23 protein-coding genes are annotated in these 22,938 nt (G+C 71.6%); 12 read left to right on the top strand and 11 right to left on the bottom strand.

The window, feature by feature from the left end; genetic code table 11:
- Window positions 1–18 precede the first annotated feature (18 nt).
- Complete coding sequence (locus Cco03nite_RS03000) at window positions 19–1,215, top strand: NAD(P)/FAD-dependent oxidoreductase (RefSeq protein WP_203688359.1); 1,197 nt, start codon at window positions 19–21, stop codon at window positions 1,213–1,215.
- A 10-nt stretch (window positions 1,216–1,225) separates the two neighbouring features.
- Window positions 1,226–2,122: an RNA polymerase sigma-70 factor gene (locus tag Cco03nite_RS02995; RefSeq protein ID WP_203688358.1), complete on the top strand. Its 897-nt coding sequence runs from the start codon at window positions 1,226–1,228 to the stop codon at window positions 2,120–2,122.
- A gap of 18 nt (window positions 2,123–2,140) precedes the next feature.
- Here Cco03nite_RS02995 and Cco03nite_RS02990 read toward each other — a convergent pair whose 3' ends face one another.
- Window positions 2,141–2,761 (bottom strand): L-threonylcarbamoyladenylate synthase, encoded by a 621-nt coding sequence (locus Cco03nite_RS02990; RefSeq protein WP_203688357.1) that lies wholly within the window; start codon window positions 2,759–2,761, stop codon window positions 2,141–2,143.
- A 119-nt stretch (window positions 2,762–2,880) separates the two neighbouring features.
- Here Cco03nite_RS02990 and Cco03nite_RS02985 point away from each other — a divergent pair, with 119 nt between their 5' ends.
- Entirely contained in the window at window positions 2,881–3,792 is a 912-nt protein-coding gene (locus tag Cco03nite_RS02985) for a transglycosylase SLT domain-containing protein (protein WP_203688356.1), read from the top strand.
- On the opposite strand, the gene Cco03nite_RS02980 is transcribed toward Cco03nite_RS02985, so the two are convergent.
- On the bottom strand, window positions 3,793–5,367 hold the full coding sequence (locus Cco03nite_RS02980) for a dolichyl-phosphate-mannose--protein mannosyltransferase (RefSeq protein WP_203688355.1): 1,575 nt from the start codon (window positions 5,365–5,367) through the stop codon (window positions 3,793–3,795). It abuts the gene before it with no gap.
- A gap of 142 nt (window positions 5,368–5,509) precedes the next feature.
- Between Cco03nite_RS02980 and Cco03nite_RS02975 the strand changes: the two genes are divergently transcribed.
- Both Cco03nite_RS02975 and Cco03nite_RS02970 read left to right on the top strand, forming a co-directional pair.
- Window positions 5,510–6,154, top strand: coding sequence for a class I SAM-dependent DNA methyltransferase (locus tag Cco03nite_RS02975; RefSeq protein ID WP_203688354.1), 645 nt, complete (start codon window positions 5,510–5,512; stop codon window positions 6,152–6,154).
- Window positions 6,155–6,166: 12 nt separating this feature from the next.
- Entirely contained in the window at window positions 6,167–6,763 is a 597-nt protein-coding gene (locus Cco03nite_RS02970) for a hypothetical protein (RefSeq protein ID WP_203688353.1), read from the top strand.
- On the opposite strand, the gene Cco03nite_RS02965 is transcribed toward Cco03nite_RS02970, so the two are convergent.
- Entirely contained in the window at window positions 6,760–7,770 is a 1,011-nt protein-coding gene (locus tag Cco03nite_RS02965) for a fibronectin type III domain-containing protein (protein ID WP_203688352.1), read from the bottom strand. The genes Cco03nite_RS02970 and Cco03nite_RS02965 overlap by 4 nt on opposite strands.
- 175 nt (window positions 7,771–7,945) lie before the next feature.
- Between Cco03nite_RS02965 and Cco03nite_RS02960 the strand changes: the two genes are divergently transcribed.
- Complete coding sequence (locus tag Cco03nite_RS02960) at window positions 7,946–8,740, top strand: SGNH/GDSL hydrolase family protein (protein WP_239167085.1); 795 nt, start codon at window positions 7,946–7,948, stop codon at window positions 8,738–8,740.
- Window positions 8,741–8,758: 18 nt separating this feature from the next.
- On the opposite strand, the gene Cco03nite_RS02955 is transcribed toward Cco03nite_RS02960, so the two are convergent.
- Window positions 8,759–9,604 carry a hypothetical protein gene (locus Cco03nite_RS02955; RefSeq protein ID WP_203688350.1) on the bottom strand — a complete coding sequence of 282 codons (846 nt, stop codon included), beginning with the start codon at window positions 9,602–9,604 and terminating at the stop codon, window positions 8,759–8,761.
- 104 nt (window positions 9,605–9,708) lie between these two features.
- The gene (locus tag Cco03nite_RS02950; RefSeq protein WP_203688349.1) at window positions 9,709–10,488 is read right to left on the bottom strand and encodes an ArsR/SmtB family transcription factor; all 780 of its coding nucleotides are present in this window, start codon (window positions 10,486–10,488) and stop codon (window positions 9,709–9,711) included.
- 191 nt (window positions 10,489–10,679) lie between these two features.
- Here Cco03nite_RS02950 and Cco03nite_RS02945 point away from each other — a divergent pair, with 191 nt between their 5' ends.
- Window positions 10,680–12,413 carry a glycoside hydrolase domain-containing protein gene (locus Cco03nite_RS02945; RefSeq protein ID WP_203688348.1) on the top strand — a complete coding sequence of 578 codons (1,734 nt, stop codon included), beginning with the start codon at window positions 10,680–10,682 and terminating at the stop codon, window positions 12,411–12,413.
- A gap of 57 nt (window positions 12,414–12,470) precedes the next feature.
- Here Cco03nite_RS02945 and Cco03nite_RS02940 read toward each other — a convergent pair whose 3' ends face one another.
- Window positions 12,471–13,136: an FMN-dependent NADH-azoreductase gene (locus tag Cco03nite_RS02940; RefSeq protein WP_203688347.1), complete on the bottom strand. Its 666-nt coding sequence runs from the start codon at window positions 13,134–13,136 to the stop codon at window positions 12,471–12,473.
- 235 nt (window positions 13,137–13,371) lie between these two features.
- Here Cco03nite_RS02940 and Cco03nite_RS02935 point away from each other — a divergent pair, with 235 nt between their 5' ends.
- Window positions 13,372–14,142, top strand: coding sequence for an SDR family NAD(P)-dependent oxidoreductase (locus Cco03nite_RS02935; RefSeq protein WP_203688346.1), 771 nt, complete (start codon window positions 13,372–13,374; stop codon window positions 14,140–14,142).
- Between the two features lie 15 nt (window positions 14,143–14,157).
- On the opposite strand, the gene Cco03nite_RS02930 is transcribed toward Cco03nite_RS02935, so the two are convergent.
- Window positions 14,158–15,237, bottom strand: coding sequence for a Gfo/Idh/MocA family protein (locus Cco03nite_RS02930; RefSeq protein WP_239167068.1), 1,080 nt, complete (start codon window positions 15,235–15,237; stop codon window positions 14,158–14,160).
- A 341-nt stretch (window positions 15,238–15,578) separates the two neighbouring features.
- Here Cco03nite_RS02930 and Cco03nite_RS02925 point away from each other — a divergent pair, with 341 nt between their 5' ends.
- Genes Cco03nite_RS02925 through Cco03nite_RS02910 form a run of 4 tightly spaced genes read left to right on the top strand, consistent with a single transcriptional unit; the run spans window position 15,579 to window position 18,729 of the window.
- Window positions 15,579–16,235 carry a response regulator transcription factor gene (locus tag Cco03nite_RS02925; protein ID WP_203688345.1) on the top strand — a complete coding sequence of 219 codons (657 nt, stop codon included), beginning with the start codon at window positions 15,579–15,581 and terminating at the stop codon, window positions 16,233–16,235.
- A 2-nt stretch (window positions 16,236–16,237) separates the two neighbouring features.
- Window positions 16,238–17,632 (top strand): sensor histidine kinase, encoded by a 1,395-nt coding sequence (locus tag Cco03nite_RS02920; protein ID WP_203688344.1) that lies wholly within the window; start codon window positions 16,238–16,240, stop codon window positions 17,630–17,632.
- Window positions 17,633–17,674: 42 nt separating this feature from the next.
- Window positions 17,675–18,400: a hypothetical protein gene (locus Cco03nite_RS02915; RefSeq protein WP_203688343.1), complete on the top strand. Its 726-nt coding sequence runs from the start codon at window positions 17,675–17,677 to the stop codon at window positions 18,398–18,400.
- Window positions 18,397–18,729 (top strand): winged helix-turn-helix domain-containing protein, encoded by a 333-nt coding sequence (locus Cco03nite_RS02910; RefSeq protein ID WP_275412001.1) that lies wholly within the window; start codon window positions 18,397–18,399, stop codon window positions 18,727–18,729. Before Cco03nite_RS02915 ends, Cco03nite_RS02910 begins: the two co-directional genes overlap by 4 nt.
- A gap of 117 nt (window positions 18,730–18,846) precedes the next feature.
- Here the strand turns inward: Cco03nite_RS02910 and Cco03nite_RS02905 are convergent, their stop codons facing one another.
- The 4 genes from Cco03nite_RS02905 to Cco03nite_RS02890 form a co-directional block, all read right to left on the bottom strand.
- Window positions 18,847–19,755 (bottom strand): TAXI family TRAP transporter solute-binding subunit, encoded by a 909-nt coding sequence (locus Cco03nite_RS02905; protein ID WP_203688489.1) that lies wholly within the window; start codon window positions 19,753–19,755, stop codon window positions 18,847–18,849.
- Window positions 19,756–19,844: 89 nt separating this feature from the next.
- Entirely contained in the window at window positions 19,845–20,219 is a 375-nt protein-coding gene (locus Cco03nite_RS02900; RefSeq protein WP_239167067.1) for a hypothetical protein, read from the bottom strand.
- A 344-nt stretch (window positions 20,220–20,563) separates the two neighbouring features.
- Window positions 20,564–21,220: a hypothetical protein gene (locus tag Cco03nite_RS02895; RefSeq protein WP_239167066.1), complete on the bottom strand. Its 657-nt coding sequence runs from the start codon at window positions 21,218–21,220 to the stop codon at window positions 20,564–20,566.
- A gap of 248 nt (window positions 21,221–21,468) precedes the next feature.
- Entirely contained in the window at window positions 21,469–22,863 is a 1,395-nt protein-coding gene (locus Cco03nite_RS02890) for an APC family permease (protein WP_203688342.1), read from the bottom strand.
- Window positions 22,864–22,938: the final 75 nt, after the last annotated feature.

Below are 22,938 nucleotides of genomic sequence, written 5' to 3'. Positions count from 1 at the left end.
AGACGAAGGAGAACCCCAATGGCCAGGAACACCGAGGTCGTCGTGATCGGCGGCGGATACGCGGGCGTGATGGCGGCCAACCGCCTGACCCGGCGCGAGGGCGTGACAGTGACCCTGATCAACCCGCGTGCGCAGTTCGTCGAGCGCATCCGCCTGCACCAGCTCGTCGGCGGGTCGGACGACGCGCTCGTCGACTACCAGCGGATTCTGGCCCGCGGTGTCCGGTTCGTGGTCGACACCGTGACCCGGATCGACGCCCCCGGCCGCCGCGTGACCACGGCGAGCGGCGGCGTCCTCGCCTACGACTACCTGATCTACGCCGTGGGCAGCGGCAGCGCCGACCCGACCGTGCCCGGCGCGGCCGAGCACGCCTACCAGATCTCCACCCTGGAGGAGGCGCTGCGGCTGCGGCCGGTCGTCGCCGCCGCACCGGCGGCGGCCGCGCTGACGGTGGTGGGCGGCGGGTCGACCGGGATCGAAACCGCCTCCGAGCTGGCCGAGCAGGGCCGCACCGTGACCCTCGTATGCGGCCGGACGCTCGGGGCCTACCTGCACCCGCACGCCCGGCAGGCGGTCGCCGAGCGGCTCGCCGCGCTCGGTGTCACGGTGCTGGAGGGCGGTGGCGCGACGGTGACCGAGGTGACGCGGGACGCGGTCCGGCTCGCCGACGGCCGCGAGCTGCCGAGCGCGGTGACGATCTGGACCGCGGGATTCTCCGTCCCCGATCTGGCCGCCCGCAGCGGGCTGAGCACGGACGCCCTGGGGCGCCTGCGCACCGACGAGACGCTGACCAGCGTCGACGACCCCCGGATCGTGGCGGCCGGGGACTCGGCGGCACCGTCGGACCTGCCGGTGCGGATGAGCTGCCAGTCGGCGATGCAGATCGGCCCGCAGGCGGGCGAGACGGTGCTGGCCCGGATCGCGGGCAAGCGGCCCGCCGACTTCAACGTCGGGTTCTTCGGCCAGTGCATCAGCCTGGGCCGCCGCGCGGGAATCGTCCAGTACGCCCGGCGGGACGACTCCGTGACGAAGGCGTTCCTGCTGAGCGGGCGGCCTCTGGCGATGCTGAAGGAGGGCGTGTGCAAGAGCACCGTCTGGCAGCTGTCGCAGGAGGCGCGCCACCCCGGCATGCTCAACCTGTGGTTCAAGGACCGCGACCGCCGCAAGTCGCTGCCCGCCAGGCCCGGCGAGGCCGTGCCCGGCCGGACGGCCTGAGGAGGGTGTGATGAGCGAGCACGCCGCTGACCCGGCCACCGAGGCCTTCGTCGCCCACCGGAATCTGCTGTTCACCGTCGCCTACGAGATCCTCGGGTCGGCGGCCGACGCGGAGGACGTGCTGCAGGAGACCTGGCTGCGCTGGGTGAAGGTCGATCTGGATCAGATACGCGACCAGCGCGCCTACCTGATCCGGATCACCACCAGGCAGTCGCTCAACCGGCTGCGCACCCTGCAGCGGCGCCGGGAGGCCTACGTCGGCCCGTGGCTGCCCGAGCCGCTGCTCACCGCGCCCGACACGGCCGACGACGTCGAGCTGGCCGAGAGCGTGTCGATGGCGCTGATGCTCGTCCTGGAGACGCTCACGCCGACCGAGCGGGCCGTGTTCGTGCTGCATGAGGCGTTCGACGTCGGCTACGACGAGATCGCCGAGGCCGTCGACAAGAGCCCGGCGGCCGTACGCCAGATCGCCCACCGCGCCCGCCGGCACGTCGACGCCCGCCGCCCCCGCAAGGTGGTCTCCGCGGGCGAGCGGCGGGCCGCGCTGGAGGCGTTCCAGCGCGCGGTCGAGACCAGCGACCTGCAAGCCCTGCTCGGCGTGCTCGCGCCCGAGGTCGTCGTGGTCAGTGACGGCGGCGGTCGCAAGCTGGCCGCGCTGCAGCCGGTCGTCGGGGCGGACAAGGCGATCCGCCTGTTCGTCGGGAGCATGCAGAAGGTCGGCGGCACGCTCACCACCGAACCGGTCGTGGTCAACGGCAACCCGGCGCTGCTGTTCCGCCTCGACGGGGAGGTCGACGGCGTCGCCGCGCTGCGGATCGAGGACGCCCGCGTCACCGGCATCTACTACGTCCGCAACCCGGAGAAGCTGTCCCGCATCGAGTCCGAGACCGCGCTGACCCTGCGCTGACGGTGAGCCGCTCCGGGCTCACTCGAAGCGGCTGGGGTCGCCGGCGCCGACGCGGAGGATCTCCGGCTCGCCCTCGGAGAGGTCGACGACGGTGGTGGGCTCGGTGCCGCAGTCGCCGGAGTCGATGACGGCGTCGATCTGGTGGTCCAGGCGCTCCTTGATCTCCCAGCCCTGGGTCATCGGCTCGGTGTCGCCGGGCAGCAGCAGGGTGCTGGAGACCAGCGGCTCGCCGAGTTCGGCCAGCAGGGCCTGGGCCACCGGGTGGTCGGGGATGCGTACGCCGACGGTGTGCTTCTTCGGGTGCAGCATGCGGCGCGGCACCTCGCGCAGCGCGGGCAGGATGAACGTGTAGCTGCCCGGGGTCGCCGCCTTGATCAGCCGGAACACCGAGTTGTCTATCTTCACGAACTGGCCGAGCTGGGCGAAGTCTCGGCACACCAGGGTGAAGTGGTGCCGCTCGTCGAGCTTGCGGATGTCGCGGATGCGGTCGAGCCCGTTCTTGTCGCCCAGCTTGCAGCCGAAGGCGAAGCACGAGTCGGTCGGGTAGGCGATCAGCCCGCCCTCCCGCACGATGTCGACGACCTGGCGGATGGAGCGGGCCTGCGGGTTGTCCGGGTGCACGTCGAAATACCTGGCCACCCGCTGAGCGTAGCCCTCCCCAGGCGAGCACGCCCGGGGCAACGCGCGGGCGCGGGCACACGCCCCACCACGAGGTGCACTAGGCTCGGCCGCCTTGGGATCCCTGGGGAGGAGAACCAATGCGCTTCACGCGTACGCATGCCGTCGTCGGCACCTTCACCGTCGTCGCCGCGGTGCTGGCCACCGCGATTCTGGTGCTGAACCGCGGCGACGATCCAGCCGCCACCGCCGAGCCGCGGCCGAGCGCGGTGTTCGAGACCGGTGACCTGTCCGAGCCGGCGGAGTCGCCCGAGGCGTCGCCGAGCCCGTCGCCGTCGGTCAAGCCGTCGCCGTCGAAGTCGCCCAAGCCGAAGCCCAAGCCCAAGCCGAGCCCGACGAAGGTGGACCTGCCCGGCCCGCCGCCGCCCGCGCCCAAGCCGGCGTCGCCCTCACCCGGCGTCAAGTGCCCGACCTTCAAGGGCGCCAACGCGCCGAAGGCCGACGTCGAGGTGGCGCTGGAGGCCGCCGCGGCCCGCAAGTTCTGGACCGTCTCGCAGGTCACCCTGCCGCCGAAACTGATCAAAGCGGTGGCGGAGCAGGAGAGCGGCTGGCAGTCGGCCATCATCGCGTGTGACGGCGGCATCGGCACCATGCAGGTCATGCCGAGCACCGCGACGTGGCTCAACGACGACTCGCCGTTCACCCTCGACGAGGACGTGAACACGCTCAAGGGCAACACGATGCTCGGCTCGGCGTACCTGCAGTGGCTGATCCGCTACTTCGCGATGAAGTACGGCATCGGCTGCGAGGAGCCGGACCCGGCGGTGTCGCCGGCCCCGGCCTGCACGCCGGATTACACGCTGCGCGAGGACGACTGCCGCCGCGACCCGAACGTCGCCGACAGCAAGGAGTGGTGCCTGCTCAACGCGGTCATCTCGGCGTACAACTTCGGGCAGGGCGCCGTCGACAAGGAGATCAACGACGGCGACGAGGTGTGGTACCCGAACGCGCAGTACGTGCTGAACGTCCGGGCGCTGATGGAGAAGTACTGATCAGATCCACAGGTTGCCGAGCAGGATGCGGCGGCTCCAGTCCTCGTACGGCAGCGAGCCGCCCGTGTACAGCGGGTGGTAGTACGCGAACACGACCGCGACCAGCAGCACGAACGTGCCCGCCATGACCGCGCCGTACAGCTGCCGGTCGGGGTTCGGCGGCCGGCCCGGCGGCGGGGTCATCGCCGCGCCGAGCACGAACACCACGGCCAGGATCAGGAACGGCTCGGCGGGCAGGGCGTAGAAGTAGAACATCGTGCGGGCCGGGAAGAAGAACCACGGCACCAGCGCCGCGGCGGTCATCGCCAGCACCGCCCCGGCCCGCCAGTCACGGCGGGCGATGCCGAACCAGATCGCGGCCAGCAGCGCGGGCAGGAACGCCCACCACAGCAGCGGTGTGCCGAGCAGGAGCACGTCGGCGTTGCACTTGTCGGCGCCGCAGAGCGGGGCGTCGCTGCGGTAGAACAGCACCGGGCGGCCCAGCAGCAGCCACTGGATCGGGGCCCACTCGCCGACCGACTGGTAGCTGTGCGCCTCGGTGATCGCCTGGTGCGAGCCGTACGCGAGTTCGTGGTACTGCGCCAGGTTGCGCAGCGCGCCGAGGAACGGCGTCTCGTCCTGGCCGCTGTCGCGCAGCCAGTGCCGGGCGTAGCCGCCGTCGGTGGACAGCCAGCCGGCCCAGCTCGCCAGGTACACGCCCGCGGTCAGCGGCAGGCCGGCCAGCACCCAGCCGGTCTCGTCGAGGATCGTGTCGCGGATCGGGCGGCGCACCCCGGCACTGCGCCGCGCGCCGACCTCCCACCACAGCACCAGCAGCACTAACACCGGCGCGAACGCCAGCGCCGACCACTTGACCGCGAGCGCGCATCCGAACAGCACCGCCGCGGCCAGCCGCCACCACGGCACCTCCCCCGGCGGGCGGCTGCGCCGCCCCTTGGCAGTCGGATCGCCGCCGGCGGCCACGAAGCGCAGCCAGCGGGCGCGACGCTGGTCGCGGTCGAGCACCAGCGCGCCGAACGCGGCCAGGACGAAGAACATCAGGAAGATGTCGAGCATCGCGACCCGCGACAGCACGAAGTGCATCCCGTCGAAGGCCATCAGCAGGCCCGCGGCGCAGCCGAGGATGACCGAGCCGAACATCCGCATGGCGATGCGGGTGAGCATCAGCACCGAGAGGGTGCCGAACACGGCGGCGGAGATGCGCCAGCCGAGCTCGTTGTAGCCGAAGATCTGCTCACCGAGCCCGATGATCCACTTACCGAGCGGAGGGTGCACGACGTAGCCGGTCGTGTTCTCCTTCTCGTTCCACTCGAAGCCCTTCTCCCACAGCCAGTGGGCGTCGGTGGCGTAGTAGGTCTCGTCGAACATCTTGCCAGGCGGGCTGGCCAGGTTGTTCAGGCGCAGCAGGCCCGCCAGCAGGGTGACGAACAGCGCCGCCGGCCAGGCGTACGGGTCCAGCGCGAGCGGCGACAGCCGGCGTCGCACTACGTCGGGTATCCCGGTGGCGGGTTCGGACGGCGGGGCGGGTTCGGCGAGCGCCTGGCGGGGGCGCGGCACTCGGGCCGTCTGCGTCATGCGGCGCATCGTATCCGCCCCGCCCGGCCGCCGATGACCGCCCACCGCGGCAGAAAAGCAAGGAAGGGCACCTTCTACACGGACGTCCGTTAAGAAGGTGCCCTTCCTTCGCTTCGGGGGGTGGCGCGTAGGGTGGGCGGCCGTGACCGAGCCGTCTTTCCTCCATGACACGCGGGCCGCGTACGACACCATCGCCGCGGCCTATGACGAGCAGTTCAGGGACGAGCTGGCGGGCATCCCGATCGAGCGGGCGATGATGGCCGCGTACGCCGATCTCGTGCTGGCCGGCGGCGGCGGCCCGACCCTGGACGTCGGCTGCGGCACCGGCCCCGGCACGGCACACCTGGCCGCGCTGGGCCTGGAGGTACGCGGCATCGACCTGTCCCCCGGCATGCTCGCGCTGGCCCGCAGCCGGTTTCCGCGACTGCGCTTCGACGAGGGCACGATGACGGCCCTGGACGTCGCCGACGGCGCACTCGCCGGGATCAGCGCGCAGTACTCCCTGATCCACATCCCGGACGGCGAGCTGCCCGCGGTGCTCGCCGGGTTCCGGCGCGCGCTCGCCGAGGGCGGGCACCTGCTGCTGATCTTCCAGAACCTCGACGAGCACCGGCTGCGCACCGAGGCGTTCGGGCACACGTTCACGCTGAACTACCACTTCCGCCCGGTCGATCGCATGGCCGAGTTCGTCACCGAAGCGGGCTTCGACGTGTTCGCGCAGGCCAGCCGCAAGGCGCAGCCCGGCGAGCAGACGCCGCGCGGCATGCTGCTGGCGCGGGCCTGCTAGCGTCGCCCGCTGATGAGCTCCTCGACCGACCGCCACGGCACCCTGCACACCCCCAGCCTGCACGGGCGCGTGCCAGACGACCTCCCGGTGCTGCTGCGCAGCAACCGGCTCGCCTACGCCCTGCAGGTGACCCGGCGCAGGCTGCTGACCGTGCACCTGCCCGTCGCCGCCGTCCTGTGCCTGATCGCGATCCGGTCCTGGCTGGTGACGGTGGTCCTGCTGGCCATGGTCGGCCTGCACTACGTGGTGACGTGCCTGGACGAGGCGGCCAAGGTGCGCTCGCCGCTGCTCGGCGCGGATGACCACGGCCTGTTCCTGCGGCCGAACGGCGTCCTGCAGCCCGCGCTGCACCTGCCCTGGCCGCACGTGAAGAAGCTGGCCGTGCAGCGCGACAGCGGTGTGTGGATGCTGTGCGTCACGCCGCGCGACCCGGGCGAGGACAAGCGCGCGCAGGAGCGGGAGACGGCCGGGCGCTTCTACGGCTTCTGGCGCATCCTGCGCTACCAGCGCACCGTACGCAGGCTGGGCACGAGCCTGTTCACGCCGATCGTCGGCGCCGACCCGGACCGGCTGCTCGTCGACCTGAACGCGCAGCGCGGCGCCCGTTAGGGGACCTGCCAGGTCATCACCTGGACCGGCTGGGACCTCGCGGATTCGCCGGCGGAGTTGAGGGCGGTGACCTCGAAGGTGTACAGCGTGCCGTGTCGCAGCCCGGTGACGGTGAACGCGGGTCCGTAGGACCAGCCGATCAGGACGCCGTCGCGGTAGACGCGGTAGCCGTCGGTGGCGGCCATGACCGCCTCCCACGCCAGGAACACCTGGTAGGCCTGCGGGGTGCCGACGAGCATCCGGGTCGGCGGCGGGACCTGGCCGTACGGCGGGGCCGTGTTCGCCGACACCGGCGCGCCCGGCACGGACTCACCGGCCGTGTTCACCGCGGTGACGTGGAAGGTGTACGCCGTGCCGGGCGTGAGGCCGTCGACCACCGCCGACGTGGACGTCACCGAGCGCAGGCACACGCCGTCGCGGTGGATCCGGTAGCCGGTCGCCCCCGGCACCCCGATCCAGGCGAGCTTCACCGAGTGGCTGGTGGACTCGCCGACGGTCGGCGCGGCAGGCGCGGCGGGGACGCGCACGGCACTGTCCGGTCCGGTCAGCACGATGTCGTCGGCGGTGAAGGCGTCCTGGGCGTACCAGCCGTGCAGGTAGACGGTGACCGTGTCGCTCGTGGCGGTGAAGCCGGTGGTGAGCCGGGCCCAGTCGGCGCTCGGCGGGGTCCAGGCCACCCCGTGGTCGTGGCCGAGGAAGGCATAGCCGCCGCGTACCCAGGCCGACAGGGTGTAGACCCCGCCCGGCTGGACCGGGATCGTCTGCGCGCAGCGGCCCGTGCTGCCGCTGGTGGGTGCGGCGGTCAGCGCCCAGGAGCCGCTGCGTGCCGCGCCGGTCTGGCTCGTCCCGGGTTCGCAGTCCCAGGCCCATACCGTGGAGTGGTCGCCGTGGCGGGCCTCCTCGAAGCCCGGGTTGGCGACCAGGTTCACGCCGGCGGCGGCCGCGCCGCCCACCGGGACGGACACCGCGGCGCAGGCCAGCACGGCGAGCAGGAGGAGGCGGCGCACGGTCTCTCCAAACTGTAAAGTTTGCTGCCAGTAGCGCCGAACGCTAACCGTCGCATGTGGTTCTGTCAATGAAAAGGTGGGACTGGCCATGGCCGGGCCGGCGGCTTGTTAACGTTCATGGACCACCGCCGGGGCGGGCCCGGCAGCCGCGAGGAGGCAGGCCGCCGTGGGTCTCATGTCCTGGGTGAAGCGCCGCGCCACGCCCGTCGCCCCGAACGGCGCACCGCCCGACCGCCGCCCGGCCGGAGCCCCCACCGAGGTCGTGTGCGCAGGCGACAGCATCACCCGCGGCCTGGCCAGCGCGGACTACGTCAGCCTGCTGCACGACCGGCTCGGCCCGGCCGGCTACCGGTTCGTCAACGCCGGGGTGGACGGCAACCTCGCCTGGAACGTACGCCGCCGGCTGGACGAGGTCATCGCGTGCCGGCCCGACGCGGTCACCCTGCTGGTCGGCACGAACGACGTCAACGCCACCTACGACGCGCGCTGGGCCCGGCACTACCGCAGGCAGCAGCGCCTACCCCGGACGCCGGACCTGGAGTGGTACCGGGAGAACGTCGACGCGATCCTGGACCGGCTGCAGAACGGCACCTCGGCGCGGCTGGCCGTGCTCGACCTGCCGCCCCTGGGCGAGGACCTGTCGAGCACGACGAACCAGCGGGTCCGCGAATACAACGCGGTCCTGCGCCAGGTCGCGGAGGGGCGCGGGGTGCCGTGCCTGCCGCTGTACGAGCGGCTGACCGCGCTGCTGCCGCCGGGGCGCCGGCCGCCGCCGTACGAGGGCAGGCTGGGCCTGGCGATCCGGACCACGTTCCAGCACCTGGTGCTGCGCCGCAGCTGGAACGACATCTCGGCGGCCAACGGCCTGACCCTGCTGACCGACCACATCCACCTCAACGACACCGCCGCCGCCGTCATCGCCGACCTCATCGCCGACTGGCTGCGGACGTCGCCGCCACGACGGCGATGACCTCCGCCGTCGACGGAGTCAGCTCGCGTCCACGGGTCGCCACCGCAGGTCCGGGCGGTATGCCCAGATCGCCCGAATGGCCGTCTCCGGTGGCTGGGCCATGTCGTCCGCCTTGATGATGATCGGATCGCGGCCGTGCAGCGACCAGCGCACCGCCACCGGCGCCTCCGGCTCGGCCATCGTGGGTCCGAGCAGGTCGACGGCGCTCACCTCGGACCAGGCGATGACACCCGGCAGCGACCGGAAGCGAAGACCCGACGCGTCGATGGTGATCGGCGTCGCCGCGTCGGCCGACTCGGGGGGCGCGCCACGCCACCACTGCGTGAGCCGGCCGATCGCGGCAAGCAGCATTATCAGGGTCCACGCGATCAAGCCGGCCGCGAAGTTCTGCAGGCCCTCCATGACGTTTGCCGGCACGTGCAGGCTGCGCCATGTCGACCAGCCGACCACCGCGACAGCCGGCACCAGCACCGGCCACCACGCGCGCAGTCCGCGATGACGCCTGATCGTCACCGGCCCGGCCGGGCACGGCTCGGCGAGTTCCAGCAGCATCCGCAGGTTCAGTGACTCCAGGTGGGGTCGCAGTCTGCGGCGCCGCCCGCCGGGCTCCCACACCTCCATGAGAATCAGCACGCCTGGCACCGCCGGAAGAAACAGCAGCACCAGCCACCAGGGCGCGTCTCTGACCTCACCTCCGGCGATCAGCAGCGCAAGAATGCTCCCGAAGAACGAGACCGTGCCCGCCCCTTGGAGCAGGTGCCGGAGGGTCCGGTCGCGCCGGTTCAGCCGACGCACCTGCGCCACCGCTGCCGCGGCCATGGCCGGATCGGGGTGCGGGCGACCCTTCGCGGCGAACGCGGCCACGAGGTGCCGGTCCCGTTGCGACAGCTTCGCCGGGGCGTCGGGGACGAGCGGGGTGTCGGTCACCGCCCGCACGGTAGCCCACACGCACGAGGCCCGCTGTCCGCTCACTCGGCCATCGTGCGGCCGGTCTCCAGCAGGGTCTTCAGGTCCGAGAGCAGGTGCGGCCAGCCCTGGCTGACCATGCCGGGCAGCGCGCTGCCGGGCGCGAACCCGTCGTGTACGACGGTGAGCTTGACGAGGTCGCCGACCGGCTCCAGGTCGAAGCTGACCTTCGAGCGCTGCTCGGCCGCGAGCTGCTGCCGAAGCTCCTCGTCCATGTCGACGGACTTGGCGAACTCCGGCGTGAAGGTGTGGAAGGTGTAGGCCAGCCGCCGGTAGGGGTCTGCCTCCAGCACGACCTGCGCCGGGTCGGCCATGACCACGCCGAGCCGCTCCCAGGTCATCGTCGAGCCGACCTGCCAGTCGGTGTCGAAGGTGACCTGCCAGTACCGGCTGGTGAAGGCCGGGTCGGTGATCGCCTGCCACAGCTTCTGCGGCGTGGTCCGGATGTACGTGGTGTAGACGAACTCGTCCATGTCCTGGTGCTCCAATGCCGTCTTCAGGTCCGCGAGGGCGTGCACCCGCCCGCGGTGGTAGCGGTCGATCCAGCGGTCGGCGATGGCGTTGATCGGCTCGGCGTTGAGGAAGTGCTGCTTCTCCCGGCCCCGCCACACGATGGTGACGAGGTTGGCCTCCTCCAGCACCGCCAGGTGCTTGCTCACCGACTGCCGGGCCATGTCCAGCCCGGCGCACAGCTCGCGCAGGGTCTGCCCGTTGCGGGCGTTGAGGCTGTCCAGCAGGGCGCGGCGGCTCGGGTCCGCCAGCGCCTTGAACACGTCGTCCATCGCCACCCCAACATGCAGCCGTCCGGCTGCATGTTGCGACGATAGGCAGCCGACTGGCTGCATGTCAAATTTCGCCACTTCGACACACTTCCGCCACCTGCCCGCTCTAGCGGCGGTCATGAATACGTGGTAGGAATTCTCCACACATCGATGTCTCAGCTGAAAATTCCTTCACACCCCCGGAGGCTCGCATGAGAAAGGTCTTAGCAGGTCCAGCCGTCCTGGCCGCGATGTCCATCGCGGTCGCCGGTTCGTCTCTGGCGGCCGCGGCGGCGTGGGCCAAGCCCGCGGACGCCGTCGCCGAGGGCGGCCGGATCGTCGGCTACCACGGATACCGCGTCACCGTGCCGGCCTCGTGGCAGGTCGTCGACCTGACCGCCGATCCGCAGGCGTGCGTGCGGTTCGACCGGCCCACCGTCTATCTCGGACACCCGGGCGACCAGTCGGCCTGTCCCGCCGATCTGGTCGGGCGCACCGCGGCCCTGGTCATCGAGCCGATGGACGCCGTCTCCGCCGCCCGCCTCACCCCGCAGACCGCGGTCACCGCGCCCGGCACGGCGGTCGCGGCCGGCGCCGCATCCCGCGACGACGCCATCCAGGTCGCCGTACGCGGCGCGGGCGTGCTGGTCACCGCCGCGCACACCCCCGACACCGAGGACGCCGTACGCCGCATCCTCGGCTCTGCGAAGCTCGGCCGCGACGCCAGGCCCGCCGCCGACAGCCTGCTCACCACCGCGGCGTCCACCAGGACCGCCACCGGCGCGGCACCGCTGGCGGCGGCCGGGCCGCAGCCGGGCGTCTACACCGGCAAGGGCTTCGACACCTGCGCCGCCCCGTCCCAGTCGACCATGAACGCGTGGCGCAACAGCTCGCCGTACCGGGCCATCGGCATCTACATCAGCGGCGGGAGCCGGTCCTGCTCGCAGCCCAACCTGACCGCGAACTGGGTGACCAACCAGACCAACAACGGCTGGCGGCTGATCCCGATCGAGCTCGGCCGGCAGGCACCGTGCGGCACCCGGCTGCCGAAGATGTCCGCCGACCCCGCCACCGCCCGGTCGCAGGGCGCGACGGCCGCGAACAGCGCGGTCAGCGCCGCCCAGGCGCTGGGCATCCCCGCGGGCAGCGCGATCTACAACGACATCGAGCACTACCCGTCGAACGCCTCGTGCAAGGACGCGGTGCTGTCGTACCTGTCCGGGTGGACGCTGCAGCTGCACGCGCGCGGTTACCTGTCCGGCATGTACTCCAGCGGTTCGTCGGGCATCACCGACGTCTGCAGCGCCTACCACGACTCCCGCTACACGCGCCTGGACCACCTCTGGATCGCGTGGTGGAACGGCGTGGCCGACACCGACGGCGGCCCGTACTGCGACGACGCCTTCTACACCAACCACCGGCGGCTGCACCAGTACGCCGGGGAGGTGCAGGAGACCTGGGGCGGGGTGCAGATCAACATCGACCGCAACTACCTCGACGTGTCGACGACCGTCTCGGAGGAGCCGCCGCCGACGTCGTGGAGCGCCGTCGTGGACAACACCACCGCCGGCGGGTTCACCGCCAGCGCGAACTGGGGCACCTCGGCGTTCTCCGCACAGCGCTACGGCGCCGACTACCGCTTCGCCGACCCGGTCGCGGCCAGCGACCCGGCCTGGTTCCGGGTGAACATCCCGCAGACCGCGTCGTACGAGGTCGCGATCTGGTATCCCGCCAACGCCGGCTACAACAACGCGACCCCGTTCATCGTCGCCACCACCGGCGGCAACCAGTCGGTGACCGTCGACCAGCGCGTCAACGGCGGCCAGTGGATCTCGCTGGGCGTCTTCACGCTCGCCGCCGGTGACGGCGACAAGGTCGGGGTGAGCCGGTGGACCACCGGCACCGGCTACGTCGTCGCCGACGCCGTGCGCTTCACGCGCGTGTAGCGAATCGTCCCGGGGACCCAGCCGCGAGCACGGGTCCCCGGGACGGAGGGTCAGGGCTTAGGCCGGCACGCCGACGGCCGGCGAGAGGAAGCCCCGGCCCAGATCGCGGGCCTGCGCGACGGCCCCGGTCAGGGCGGCCTCGCGCTGGTGCGGGGTGATGTCCATCGGCTGGGCGTGGATGAACTGCAGGTCGGTGATGCCGACGAACCCGAAGATCGCCCGCAGGTACGGCTCCTGGAAGTCGTACGAGTGCAGGTAGGAGCCCGCGGAGTAGTCCGCGCCGCGGGAGGTCACGCAGACCATGCGCTTGCCGTTGACCATCGGCACGACCTGGCCCGTCTCGTCGTACCGGAACAGGTATCCGGGCTGCACGAGGCAGTCGATGTAGTACTTCAGCGCGTAGGGCACGCCGAAGTTCCACATCGGCGCGGTGATCAGGTAAACGTCGGCGGAGACGAAGTGCTCGATCAGCGACTCGATCTGCCGCCACGACTCCTGATGGCTCCGGTCGATCGGGCGGCCCACCATCAGCGTGTACTTCGCCTCGATGTTGTCACCGGCCACCGCCGGAAGGTCCTGGCGGTACAGGTCGACGACGTCGACGGTGACGTCGCCGGACTGCTCGCGCACGCCTTGGAGAAACGCCTCGGAAACACGAAGCGAATGGGATTCGGAACCCCGGGGCGTGGCGATGATGTGCAGAATGCGCATGCGTTCCCTCATCAGTGTGAAGTGAAGGCCAATCTAGCGACAACCAGCGGTAACACTGCCGATGTGTCGGAAGTTGGCAATCATTCGAGGGACGCCTGCGGACCAATGCGAATTACGTTCGTTACCACTGGAATCCGATCCGGACGGATACGATCTCGACCTCCGACGCAAGGAGTGCGATTCGCCGCCGCGGGCCCTCCGGCGTAGGGTTGGCCGCCGGAGATCCACCATCGGAAAGGCGCCCCGCATGAGCAGCGTTCTGGTCACCGGTTCGGCCGACGGCATCGGCCTGCACACGGCGCGCGAACTGCTCGCCCTCGGGCACCGGGTGGTGCTGCACGCCCGCAACGAGCAGCGCGCCGCGCAGACCCGCGACGCGGTGCCGGATGCCGCCGCGGTGCTCGTCGGCGACGTGTCGTCGCTGGCGCAGACCCGGTCGCTGGCCGCGGCGGCGAACGCGCACGGGCCGTACGACGCGGTGATCCACAATGTCGGGGTGGGCTCGGCCGCCCGGCGGGAACTCACCGAGGACGGCATCGAACGCACCTTCGCCGTCAACGTGCTCGCCCCGTACCTGCTGACGGCCCTGATGCCGCTGCCGCAGCGGCTGGTGTACCTGACCTCCGGCCTGGAGGCAGCCGGCCGGGCCGACTTCGACGACCTGCAGTTCGAGCGCAAGGCATGGAGCGGCATGCAGGCCTACAGCGACTCGAAGCTGCACGACGTGCTGCTGGCGTTCGCGGTGGCACGGCTGTTCCCGGCGGTGCTGAGCAACGCCGTCGACCCCGGCTGGATCAAGACCCGGATGGGCGGCCCGAACGCCACGGACGAACTCGCCGACGGAGCCGAGACGCAGGTGTGGCTGGCCACCGCCGACCCCGCCGAGGTCGGCTTCAGCGGCCGCTACCTCAAACGCCGCCAGGACCTGCGCGCCAACGCCGCCGCCTACGACCTCGCCGCCCAGGAGCGCCTGCTCGCCGCGTGCGCCCAGCTCACCGGCGAGAAATTCCCCGCCTGACCCGCAGGCGTCGAGTCACTGCCAGGGTTCGGCACCGACGTCGACGGTCCGGCCGGTGCGGGCGGACTCGTCGATGGCGAGGCTGATCAGGTGGTCCTGGCAGGCCTGGGCCAGGGGGTAGGGCTGCTCGGCCTCGCCGCGCGCCCAGCGGCCGGTCGCCTCCAGGAGGGTCGCGATGGCGATCTCCTCGTCGGACAGCCGCACGCCCGGGTAGGGGTTGGTGTAGACGACCGCGCCGTCGAAGCTGATGTGGTCCAGGTCGAAGCCTTCGAGGTTGAGGTCGCGGCCGGTCTGGCGGCGGCGCAGCTCCGACTCCAGCACGGTCCGGGTGCCCTGCAGCCGCACCACGCGGTCGTCGACCAGCTCGCCGAGGCTGCCGCGGACCACGATGCGCCGGGTGCGCAACTGGTTCCACCACTGGTTGTCGGTGAAGTCGTACAGGCCGCTCTTGCCGCCGAAGTCGATGGTGGCCAGGGTGTTCACGGCGGGCTTCGGGGTGGCGTCGTCACGCCAGCCGGCCGGGCTCATCGGGTCGGCCAGCGGCGCGGTGAAGGTGCGGGCGTGCACACTCGCCGGGCCCATGCCGACGTCGAGCATGCCGCGCAGCATCGACACCGCGTGGTAGCCGTGCGTGGACGACACCTGCGCCGAGGTGCGCTCGCCGATGACGCCGGACCGCAGCACCGCGAGCCGGGCCGCGTGGTCGGGCAGCAGCAGGTACTGCTCGGCGACCTGGACCTTCTCGGCCTTGCCGACCTGTGTCCAGAGCTTGCGCAGGCCGTCGAGGTCCGGGGCGGGCGGGGTCTCCGACAGGACCGGCAGGCCGCGCTCCACCAGCGTCTCGACCAGGCCGGGGTTCACGCCCCACGGCACCGAGGTGATGACGTACTCCGGGTCGCCGGTGCGCAGCAGGTCGCCGAGGTCCTGGGTGACGGGCAGCCGCCAGCGTCCGGACACCTCGGCGGCGGCCTCGACGGAGCGGGTCATCACGCCGGTCACCGTGAACCGCTCGGGCATCAACTCGGCCAGCTTGAAGAAGAACTGCGCGCGCCAGCCGCGCCCGACGACGGCATACCTGATGGGGTTCTGGGTCACCGGCAAACCGTACGCCCCGGGCACCCGGGCGCATGACACACCATGCTCCGCCCGGGTGCCCGGCACACCCGGCGGTCGTCGCTGCGGCACGGCGCGCGACGATCGCCGGAACGGCCGTCGCCGCGCCCCACCGACGGACCGGCGACGACCTGCGCCCGGCGGCCTTCTCCCCCGGCCGGACGGACGCACGAATGATTAGGAAACTTTCTTAAATACATTTCGAGTCAACCACCGGCGCCGATCCAAGTCAAGGCATCAATCGATGCGGACCGGCCCCGCTGGCAGCCGGGTGCGGGCGTAACGCATCATCGAAGGCCACACGGGCGTGGAGGGGAGGTCAGTTGCGCATCCTGCTGGTCGAGGACGATCTGCGGGTCGCCACCGCGATGAGCGCCGCGCTGACCCGCCGCGGGTACGACGTCGAGCACGCCGCCACCGCCGCCGCGGCCCTGTCCGCCGCCCCCTGCGATCTGGTGCTGCTCGACCTGTCCCTGCCCGACGGCGACGGCCTCGACGTGTGCCGCACCCTGCGCGCCCGCAGCCCCCAGCTGGGCATCATCGCGGTCACCGCCCGCGGCGAGGAGCGCGACCGGGTGGTCGGGCTGCGCGTCGGCGCGGACGACTACGTGGTCAAGCCGTTCTCCATGGTCGAGCTGCAGGCGCGCATCGAGGCGGTGCTGCGCCGGGCGTCGTACGCCTCCCCCGAGCTGATGGTGATCGTGGCCGGCCGGGTGCGCATCGACGTGCCCGCCCGCGCCGTCACCGTCGACGGCAACGACGTCGCGCTGACCCGCAAGGAGTTCGACATCCTGCTGTCGCTGGCCCGCCACCCCGGCCTGGTCATCACCCGCGACCGCATCCTGCTCGACGCCTGGCAGACCACCTGGGTCGCCCGGCACACCGTCGAGGTGCACGTCGGCTCCCTGCGCGGCAAGCTCGGCGACCCGCGGCTCATCGAATCGGTGCGCGGCGTCGGCTACCGGCTGCGCGGCGAGTAGCCGTGCGCCAACGCCTGGCCGCCAGCTACCTGCTGCTGATGACGCTGGTCCTGCTGGCCCTGGAGATCCCGCTGGCACTCACCCTGGCCAGCCGCGAATCCGACCTGGTCCGCGCCGACCGGCTGGCCGACGCGACCCGCTTCGCCGCCCTGGCCCGCCCCGGCCTGCGCACCGACACCGTCGGCACGGTCCGCGACGAGCTGGCCCGCTACGACGAGCTGTACGGCATCGGCGCGGCCGTCCTCGACCGCGACCGGCACACCTTCGTCCGCTCGGTGAGCTACCACCTCGAACCGGCTCGCGGCGAGGCCGCCGTGCGCGCCGCGCTGGCCGGGCAGCAGTACAGCTCGGCGGAGTCGGTGCTGCCCTGGACCGGCGATCCGATCGTGGTCGCCGTGCCGGTCAACGACAACGGCGAGGTCCTCGGCATGGTGATCATCGTGTCGCCCGCCGACCGGGTCCGCGACGCGGTGACCTTCTGGTGGCTGGCGCTGGGCGGCATCGGCCTGCTCGCCGCGCTGGCCTGCGTGCTCACCGCGCGTAGCCTGGCCAACTGGGTGCTGCGCCCGGTCACCGTGCTCGACGCGATGACCCACGACGTCGCCGCGGGCGACGGCAACACCCGGATCTCCGACCAGGCCGGCCCGCCGGAGCTGCGGCGGCTCACGCGCAGTTTCAACGACATGGCGTACGCCGTGGCCGACGCCATGGAACGCCAGCGCGCCTTCGTCGCCCACGCCAGCCACCAGCTGCGCAACCCGCTCACCGCGCTGCGGCTGCGTGTCGAGGAGCTCGGGCCGAGTCTGGCCGACGACGACGGCCGCAGCGAGCACCGGCTCGCCCTGGAGGAGACCGACCGGCTGGCGACGGTGCTCGACGGGCTGCTCACCCTGGCCCGCGCCGAACGCGGCCGGCACCAGCTGGTCACCATCGACGCGGTCGCGGTCGCCGAGTCGCGGGTAGCGGCGTGGGAACCGCTGGCCCGGCACCACGGCACCACCCTCACGCTGACCGTCGGGCCGCCGGTGGCGCTGGTGCACGTCGTGCCGACCGCGCTCGACCAGACCCTGGACGCGCTGATCGACAACGCGGTCAAGTTCAGCGGGCCGGGCGGCCGGGTCGAGGTGGAGGTGCGGACCGCCGACGACGGGATCGCGGTGCACGTGCGCGACGACGGTCCCGGCATGACCGACGCCCAGCTCGACCAGGCCACCGAACGCTTCTGGCGGGCCCCGGACGCGCAGAACATCGACGGCTCCGGGCTGGGCCTGACCATCGCGGCCGTGCTCGTCGACGCGTCCGGCGGCAAGCTTGCCATGACCCACGCGGGCCAGCGCGGCCTGGACGCCCGGGTGTGGCTGCCCGGCTTGGACGGTGCGACTTGCGAGAACCGGTAAAGCTCTCTTGCGCGGACTGGTCTGTAATGCAAAGCTAACTGCATGACACACGAGTCCGTTCCTCAGGCGAACAGTCCGCAAGAGCTGCTGGCGTCGGTGCGCGACCTGACGCGCCAGGTCCGTGTCGCCCAGCGCGGGACCTGGTTCCCGCTGCTGGTCCTCGCGACGGTCACCCTCCTCGCGATTCCCGTGTACCGGTACGCCCCCTACTGGGACGTCTTCGACGCGTGCCAGACCGGTCCCGAGTACCGGGTCTGCCCTGCACCCAACCCGGCCGAACTCGCGTACTGGACCGTCGCGCTCACCATCGCGTACGCGGTGATCGCGGGCTTCTACGTCAGGCAGTCCCGGCGGCGCGGCCTGGGCACCCCGATCCGCCCCTACATCACCGTCGGCGTCGCGCTGGCCGTGCTGATGACGGCCGTGTCCAGCTGGCTGACGTTCCACCCGCTCATCCCGGTGCCCGCCGACCCGTCCTCGCCCGCCGACATCGAGGTCGGACCCGCCGCGTGGGTAGTCAACGGGCTGGCCAGTCCCGTCGCCGTGATCGGGCTGGCCCTGCTGGTGCTCGCCTGGGTGGAGCGGCACTGGGCACTGCTGGCGTACAGCGTCGTGCTGCTGGCTATCGTGGCGATCATGGGCGCTCAGGTCATCCAGTCGTCATCGCGGTGGTTCTTCCTGCCGCACCTGCTCGTCCCGGCGGTGGTTCTGCTGCTCGGGTCCGCCGTGTTCGCGCTGTTCCGGCGGGCCTCCGAGGTCGAGGCGTGACGACCGCACATCCGGCCAACGGCCTCGACGACGTCGTCCACCAGCGCGTCCGGCTGGGCATCATGGCCATCACGCACCAGGCCCGCCAGGTGGAGTTCGGCTTCCTGCGCGAGACCCTGCAGCTGACCGCCGGCAACCTCGGACAGCACCTGACCGTGCTGGAGAAGGCCGAGCTGATCCGGATCGAGAAGGGGTACGAGGGCAAGCGCCCCCGCACCTGGGTCACCCTCACCGCCACCGGCGAGGCCGCCCTGCGCACCGAGATCGCCCACCTCAAGCAGCTCATCCACCAGGTCGAACAGGCCGACACAGTCCCCGCCGACCGCTGACCGGCAACCGGGCCGACCCAGCCCTCTGCCGCAACTCTTAACGACTCGCGGCCTCAGACACGGCCCAAGGCCGCGAGTCATTAAGAGTTGCGCGGGGCGCGGGGCCCGGGGTGGGTGTCAGGGCTTGATTGATTGGTAGTAGCGGGCTGCGCCCGGGTGGAGGGGCAGGGGGGCGGTTGCGATGGCCGACTGCGGGTTGAGGCGCCCCGCCGCCGGGTGGGCGACCCCGAGCTCGTCGCGGTACTGCATGAGCAGCCGGGTCAGCTCGTACACCAGGTCGTCGGGCATGTCCGCGCCGACCACGAGGTAGTTCGGGTCGGCGACGGTGCTGATCGGGTCCAGCCCGTAGACGGACGACGGGATGTCGCGGCTGACGTAGACCTCGCTGTAGCGGACCCGCAGCGGCTCGGTCCACTCACCGAGCTCGACGAGCCGGATCGGCATCGCGTCGACCAGCTGCTCGACAGCCTTGACCGGCGGGCCGCCGGAGAAGAAGAACGCGTCGATCTCGCCGTCGGCCAGCGCCTGCGCCGACGCGTCCAGGCCGAGCTGGCTGACCTTCACCTGGTCGCCGGACAGTTCGGCGACGTCCAGCAGGCGGTTCGCGGTGATCGCGGTACCCGATCCGGGCGCGCCGACCGAGACGGTACGGCCGCGCAGGTCGGCGAGCCGGCGCACCGGGCCGTCGGCGCGTACCACCAGGTGCAGCAGGTCGTCGTAGACGCGTGCCACGGCGCGCACCTGGTTGCCGGTGGTGGGCAGGATGTCGGCCTGGGTGAAACCGAGCTGCACCTGGCCGCTGCCGACGAGCCGTACGTTCTCCGCCGAGGCCGTGGTCACCAGCACGTTGGCCCGCACGTGCGGCAGCTCCCGATTGATGATCGTCCTGTACGCCTCGCCGAAGACGTAGTAGACGCCGGTGCGGCTGCCGGTCGCGATGTCCAGGTGCACCGGCTCCGGCGTGGGCTCGGTGCACGCGCCCATGCCGAGCAGGACCGCCACGACCAGCGCGGCGGCCGACGGCATTCGCAGACGGACCACGGCGCAGAACCTACCCGACGCGCGCCGCGGCCCGCCGCGACCGGCGCTCCCGCACCCTGTCCGGCGGGCCGGCATCAGTCGCCGTCGCCGGCCAGGTCCCGGGCCTGCGCCTCCTGCTCGGCGTCGAAACCTGCGACGCCGGTGGTGCGGAACTGCTCGGCCTGGTAGTTGATCCAGCGGGTGTGTGCCTCCCAGGCTGATTGGCGCGTCATGCCCAGCGCGGCGCCGATCTGCGCCCAGGAGGCCCCGGCACTGCGCGCGCCGCGCACCGACAACTGCCGGCCGTATCCGGCCTTGCGGATGATCAGCTCCCCGAGCGCCAGTGCCTGAAGCGATTCTTCGACGGTGAGGCCGACCTCGCCGAGCGCCTCGCGCATGCGCAGGTCGTTGTAGCGGGTGACGGCCGTCTGGAGGGTGTGCTCGCGTTCGAGCTCGTCAGGCGTGGTCATTCCGTCAGGCTAGCCTGACGGAATTCGCGCCTGCCGTTTTTATGCCGACAGCTGAGCCGACGTACGACAGACCCCGGTCGCGCCGTCCATCGGCGGGCCGGGGCGCGGGCTCTTGATCCGTTTTTGTGGACGCTGGGTGCTGCCATGGCGACGTCCAGCGTCCACAAAAACGGATCAAGGGTCGAACCGCGCCAACGGCGACTGCGACAAAGCCATCTTATCGGACTACGCACCGGAACGGCAGCCGCCGAGCTGGCCCTCCCCAGCGGCGGGACCACCCGGGCACGGCTGGCCGCGTCCGAACGTCGGCAGGAGACGCCGGGCCGAATCGACGAGCGCGATGCTCAGTGCAGGATGCCCGCGCCGTGCAGGACGCGGTGGGCGGTGCCGGCGGGGACGCTGACCAGCAGGCTGCCGGCCTGGCGGGACAGGGCGGCCTGCGCCCCGAGCAGGTGTGCGCCCCGGACCAGGATCGCGGCCAGGTCCTGGTCGATGACGCGTACGCCCAGGATGTGTTTGCGCATGTGGCGGCCGGCGGCCAGCAGCACGCCGCGCCACGCGGAACCGGCCAGGCGCAGCCGCTCGGCGTGCGCGGGCGCGGAGTGGCCGACCAGGGCCGTGCTCAGCACCGCCGCCCGCCCCTGCCGCCAGGCGCTCTCGCCGATCTCCAGGTAAGCGCCACGGTGCGTGCCCGGCACGCTGACCCGGTGCAGCAGGTACCGGCGGCGCAGCCCCGCCTCGGCGGTCTCGTGGGCGTACGGCAGGTCCAGCGCCCGCATCAGCTGCCCCATCCGGCGGGCGGCGTGCTCGGCGCTGAACTCGACCGTCCCGGCCGGCGTGGCCGGGCGACGCGGATGACCCACCCGCACTCCCCCGTCCGGCGTCAGCGACGTCGCCCGCACCAGACAGGCCAGCTCGAACGCGTCGCCCAGCCGGGACCGGTCGAGCCGGGCGAGCGGCTCGCACGCGGCGGCGGGCAGCAGCTCGAGGGTGGACCGCATGGCGAGCTCCCGTCGTCAACGTCGTGGTGCGGATGGTGCACCCACAGTGACGGCCCCCCACACCCGCGCGAAACCTCACCACCCCACCCTTGAGCAAAACTTGCGCATACCCCGCCGCCCCACCCCCACCCCCCACCCCACCCCAAGATCGCGACGATCTTGCGCGAACTGTTGTCCTTTTGCCCGTTTATGGCGTGTCGTACCCACAGGCCACGCAAGATCGTCGCGATCTTGGGGCCGGGACGGGGTCAGGCCGGGGGTGGGGCGGCGGCGGAGCCGTCGCGGGGTGGTAGGCGGCGGACTACGAGGCGGTTCAGCGCCCAGAGGGCGACGCCGCCGAGTAGGAGCCAGAAGGCGAGGAGGTAGATGCCGGCTTCGCGGACGAACGGGAGCAGGAACACCGCGGAGACGATCGCGCCGAGGGCTGGGATGACGGTGGGTGCGCGGAAGTGGCGGTGCGGGACGTGGTCGCGGCGGAGGACCAGTGCGGCGATGTTGACCAGGAGGAAGACGGCGGTCAGTAGGAGCACGGTGGTGTCGGAGAGGTCGGTCAGGTCGCTGACGGTGGCCATGAGCAGGATCGACAGTGCGGTGGTGAAGGCGATCGCGATCCACGGGGTGCGCCGGTTGGACAGGACAGCGAACGGGCGTGGCAGCACGTCGCGGCGGGCCATGCCGTAGAGCAGCCGGGACGCCATCAGCATGTTGATCAGCATGGTGTTGGAGACCGCGACCATCGACACGGCGGAGAAGATCTGCGACACCGGCAGGTCCGGCGCACCGATCTTGACGACCTCCAGGAGCGGGCCGCTGGAGGTGGTGAGCACGTCCAGCGGCACCACCATGGCCGCGGTGAACGCGACGAGCAGGTAGACGACAGCCGCCGCGAGCAGGCCGGTGATCATGGCGGGTGGGAAGTCGCGGGACGGCTCCTTGGTCTCCTCGGCGAGGTTCACCGAGTCCTCGAAACCCAGGAACGCGTAGAAGGCGGTCGCCGCGCCCGCCATGATGCCGGTGACGACGCCGAAGCCCTGCCCGGAGAAGGTGAACGCGGCGGCCGGGTCGCCCGAGCCCTGGGCCAGCACGCTGGCCCCGACGCCGATGACGAACAGCAGGCCGGCCAGCTCGACGCAGGTGATCGCGATGTTGACTTTGATGGACTCGGCGACGCCCCAGAAGTTCACCGCCGCGACCAGCAGGATCGCCAGCGTGCCGATGAGGATCGTGGGCGGGTGCTCCACCCCGGTCAGGCCGCTGAAGTAGCGGCCGCCGACCCGTGTCGCGGCGAAGCTTGCCGAGGTCACCCCAGACGCCATGATCGCGAAGGTGACCAGGAAACTCAAGAACTTGATCTGGTACGCCCGGTCGCAGTACAGCGCGCCGCCGGCGGCCTGCGGATACTTCGTGACCAGCTCCATGTACGCGAACGCGGTCAGGAACGCCAGCACGAACGCGACCAGGAACGACGCCCAGATCGCGCCGCCGACCTCCGCGCCGACCTGCCCGGTCAGCGAGTAGATGCCCGCCCCGAGGATGTCGCCCAGGATGAAGAAGATCAGCATCGGCCGGGTGATCACCCGGCGCAGCTCGTGCGGGTCGTCGCGCTGCGGGTGCGGCGCGGGGACCGAGACGTCCGCGGTCATGGGCTGCCTCCCGGGACCGAGCGGGCACCGGACTGCCCGCTGTCTACATCCTCCCCCGTTCCCGGTCCCCGGATG

Source organism: Catellatospora coxensis, from assembly GCF_016862635.1.
Taxonomy (GTDB): Bacteria; Actinomycetota; Actinomycetes; order Mycobacteriales; family Micromonosporaceae; genus Catellatospora; species Catellatospora coxensis.
Note: the sequence above shows the minus strand (reverse complement) of the source record. Positions and strands in the feature narration are given on the sequence as shown.